The following is a 3,275-nucleotide window of genomic DNA, read 5'->3' on the forward strand; positions in this document are numbered from 1 at the left end:
TTGTACATGTCTGGGACGCAGACCACGGGCGCGATCGTCTGCGCCTCGGCGAGCTGCTCCGCGTCCACCGTGGAGAGCCCGAGGTGCCGGATGAGCCCCTGCTGCTGCAGCTCGGCGAGCGCCTCGAACTGCGGCGCGATGCTGCCCGGCTCGGGCGCGTCGAAGCCGCCCATCCGGAGGTTCACGACGTCGAGCTGCTCGAGGCCGAGGGTGCGGAGGTTGTCGTGCACCTGCTCGACGAGTTCGTGGGGCTCGCGCGCGTGCGGCCACCCACCCTGGTCGTCACGTCGGGCGCCGACCTTCGTCACGAGGTGGAGCCCCTCGGGGTAGGGGTGGAGCGCGTCGCGGATGATCTCGTTCGTGACGTGCGGACCGTAGAAGTCGGACGTGTCGATGTGCGTGATGCCGAGCTCGACGACCGTGTGGAGCACCCGGATCGCCTCGTCGCGGTCGGTCGGGGGGCCGAAGACCCCGGGTCCGGCGAGCTGCATCGCGCCGTACCCGACGCGGGTGAGCTCGAGGTCGTCGGCGAGGCGGTAGGTGCCGCCGGGGAGGTTCGTGTTCGTCATGTCCACCACGATGCGCCGGCCGGCGTCCCCACGGCAGGTCCCCGTGGACCCTGGGAGTGCGGGGACCAGGATCGGTGACGGCCGCCGTCGTAGCATCGGGCCCGTGGACGACAACACGCTCGGCGAGTACCTCCGCGCTCGGCGGGCGCTGGTGCGGCCGGAGGACGCCGGCATCCGGGTGACCGGGGTGCGCCGGACCCCGGGTCTCCGCCGCGAGGAGGTCGCGACCCTCGCGGGCATCAGCGCCGACTACTACCTGCGGCTCGAGCAGGGTCGGGACCGCAACCCCTCCGTGCAGGTCCTCGACGCGGTCGCACGGGTGTTCGGCCTGGACCAGGTGGCCCGCGACTACCTGCACGGGCTCGCCGGCGCCTCCCCCGCGCCGCGTCGGCGGACACCGCGGACCGAGCGGGTGCCGTCGGGCACGCTGCAACTCGTCGACGTGATCGGGCTGCCCGCGTTCGTCGAGGACCGGTCGTTCGACGTCCTCGCCGCGAACGCCCTCGCCACCGAGCTCGCGCCCGGTCTCCGCGCAGGCGAGAACCGCCTCCGGACGATGTTCCTCGACGACGCCGAGAGCGCCCGCTACCCGGACTGGCAGGACCAGATGGCCGGGATGGTCGCCGCGTTCCGGGCGTCGATCGGCACCGACGTGCAGGACCCCGCGGTCACGGCGCTCGTGGGCGAGCTGTCCCTCGACAGCGAGGACTTCCGGCGGCTGTGGGCGCGGCACGACGTCCGGCCGCTCGCGGGCGCGGCGGTCCGGATGTGGCACCCGGAGGTGGGCGACCTCGAGCTGCGGCGGGAGAAGCTCGGCGTCGGCGGCACGGACGGGCAGCTGCTCGTCGTGCACCACGCGGAGCCAGGCTCGGCGTCGGCGGAGCGGCTGGCCGTGCTCGCCTCGCTCGCGGCGTCGCGGGTGGCGGACCGGGTCGCGGACTGACGGCGGGGCGGGCTACCGCCGAGCGGGCTTCGGGAAGGTCGTCCGCATGTGGTCCGAGGTGAGCACGTCGCCGATCCCGATCATCAGCAGCGAGAACACGATCTGCTCGATCACCATCCAGAACGGGTAGAGGCCCGGGATCGCCGCGACGACGAGCGTCACGATCGGGAAGATCCGGCTGAACAACCGGAGCCGCTGGTACGCCCAGTAGTACCCGAGCTGCGCACGCCACGCGAAGACGTAGAGCGTCAGCGTGATGAGCAGCACGACCGTTGCCCGGAACCACACCGCCCACGGCACGGTCTCGCCCGCGCGGGTCAGCACCACGGCGACGACGATCGCGGTGAGGCCCACGATGGTCTCCGCGACGAGCAGCCAGCGGATCCACCGGAACGACCGCACGGTGTCGGGGTGTTCGAGCATGTCCTCGCGGATGACGTAGCCGGCCTGCCGTCCGCCCGCGAGGCGGTCCAGCCGCAGCCGGCACCACAGTCGGTCGGCGACGGCGCCGAGGTCGTTGCTGCGGAGGCTCACCAGACAATGGTGCCGCATCCGGCGGGCCGGTCGTGCACCGCGCCCGGCCTGCGGGTGGGTCAGACCGGCAGGAGCACCGCCGACGCGACGACCCGACCGCCCGGACCGCGGAGTTCGAGCGCGTGGACGGGGTCGGGGAGCCGCTCGGCCGAGGTCGCCCCCAGCACGAACGCGACGCCGCGCATGTCCGGGGTGACCACACCGAGGTCCTCCTCGCGGCCGTCGGGGGACGTGAGGACGGCACGCGTCGCCCCGGCGGGGAGCGCGGGGTCGCCGGCGACCGTGATCGTGAGGGTGTCCCCGTCGGTCCCGAGGATCGTCACGGTGCCGATCGACCGACCGTCCGACGCCGTCAGTGTGCCGGCGACGGGCGGGACGCGGCGCCACCAGGCTGTGGTCGACGGGTCGCCGGGGCCGTCCGCCTGCCGGGCCGACGGTTCGGGTGCCACGACGGGTGCGCCGAGGGCGTTGGACGGCGTGAGCGGTCGCTCCGACCCGGCGGCGTCCACCGAGCCGGGCACCCGTCCGCCAGGGTCGGCAGGACGTCGAGGTTGTCGCCGAGCACCACCCGGTCCGGGCCCCGATCGTCGCCGCTGTGCACCCGACCATTGTGGTCCACGCCGAGCGACGGGTCAGCCGCAGGTCACCCGGGTGATGCGGGCGTCCTCGTCCGGCATCCACGCGCCCCCGGCCCAGACGTCCACCGGCTCGCCGGCGTGCAGTGCCGTCGTCACGACGAGGTCGTGCGGACCGGTCACCTGGGCGACCTCCTCGTCGACGGAGAACTGGACGGTCGCCGAGGCGCAGCTCGTGTCCGCGGTGACCTCCCACCCGGCACACCCGTAGTCGACGCAGCCGTCCGGCCACGACCCGTCGGCGTCCTCGTCGTCGGAGTCGAGCGGCGTGCGGGTCAGCGCGACGGGCTGGTCCGGCGCGGTGAAGCAGGTCACGTCGCGGATGCCGCCCCACTCCTCGGAACCCTGCTCGGTGAGGATCAGCGGCGTGCCGGAGGTCAGTACGACGGTGCGGGTGTCGGTGCGCACGTCGTCCCCGCTCTCGGTGTCCGAGAAGCCGACGTCACCTCGGCGGGACGGTCGCACTCGGCGTCGATCTGCCACGCCCAGCAGCCGTCTGCGAAGTCGATCGCTCCGCAGGTTCGCTGCCACGTCTCGTCGTCGGCGATGAACGACGCGGTGACCGTCCCGTCGTCGGACGTCCACGGTTCTTGG

At 73.4% G+C, this 3,275-nt stretch carries 6 protein-coding genes; 1 reads left to right on the plus strand and 5 read right to left on the minus strand.

The window, feature by feature from the left end:
* Window positions 1–569: aldo/keto reductase (locus I5E_RS17965; RefSeq protein ID WP_022908205.1), on the minus strand; the 569-nt coding region annotated here is incomplete at its 3' end.
* 103 nt (window positions 570–672) lie between these two features.
* Here I5E_RS17965 and I5E_RS17970 point away from each other — a divergent pair.
* Window positions 673–1,512 (plus strand): helix-turn-helix domain-containing protein, encoded by an 840-nt coding sequence (locus tag I5E_RS17970; RefSeq protein ID WP_022908206.1) that lies wholly within the window; start codon window positions 673–675, stop codon window positions 1,510–1,512.
* 12 nt (window positions 1,513–1,524) lie between these two features.
* Here I5E_RS17970 and I5E_RS17975 read toward each other — a convergent pair whose 3' ends face one another.
* The 4 genes from I5E_RS17975 to I5E_RS26075 all read right to left on the minus strand — a co-directional run.
* Window positions 1,525–2,046 carry a hypothetical protein gene (locus I5E_RS17975; RefSeq protein ID WP_022908207.1) on the minus strand — a complete coding sequence of 174 codons (522 nt, stop codon included), beginning with the start codon at window positions 2,044–2,046 and terminating at the stop codon, window positions 1,525–1,527.
* A gap of 59 nt (window positions 2,047–2,105) precedes the next feature.
* Window positions 2,106–2,567, minus strand: a complete 462-nt coding sequence (locus I5E_RS17980) for a hypothetical protein (protein ID WP_022908208.1) — start codon at window positions 2,565–2,567, stop codon at window positions 2,106–2,108.
* Between the two features lie 111 nt (window positions 2,568–2,678).
* Window positions 2,679–3,089, minus strand: a complete 411-nt coding sequence (locus I5E_RS17985; protein ID WP_148287040.1) for a hypothetical protein — start codon at window positions 3,087–3,089, stop codon at window positions 2,679–2,681.
* On the minus strand, window positions 3,059–3,275 hold a 217-nt coding region (locus tag I5E_RS26075; RefSeq protein ID WP_222836488.1), incomplete at its 5' end, for a hypothetical protein. The genes I5E_RS17985 and I5E_RS26075, both read right to left, overlap by 31 nt.

Source organism: Curtobacterium sp. B18, assembly GCF_000333375.1.
GTDB lineage: Bacteria > Actinomycetota > Actinomycetes > Actinomycetales > Microbacteriaceae > Curtobacterium.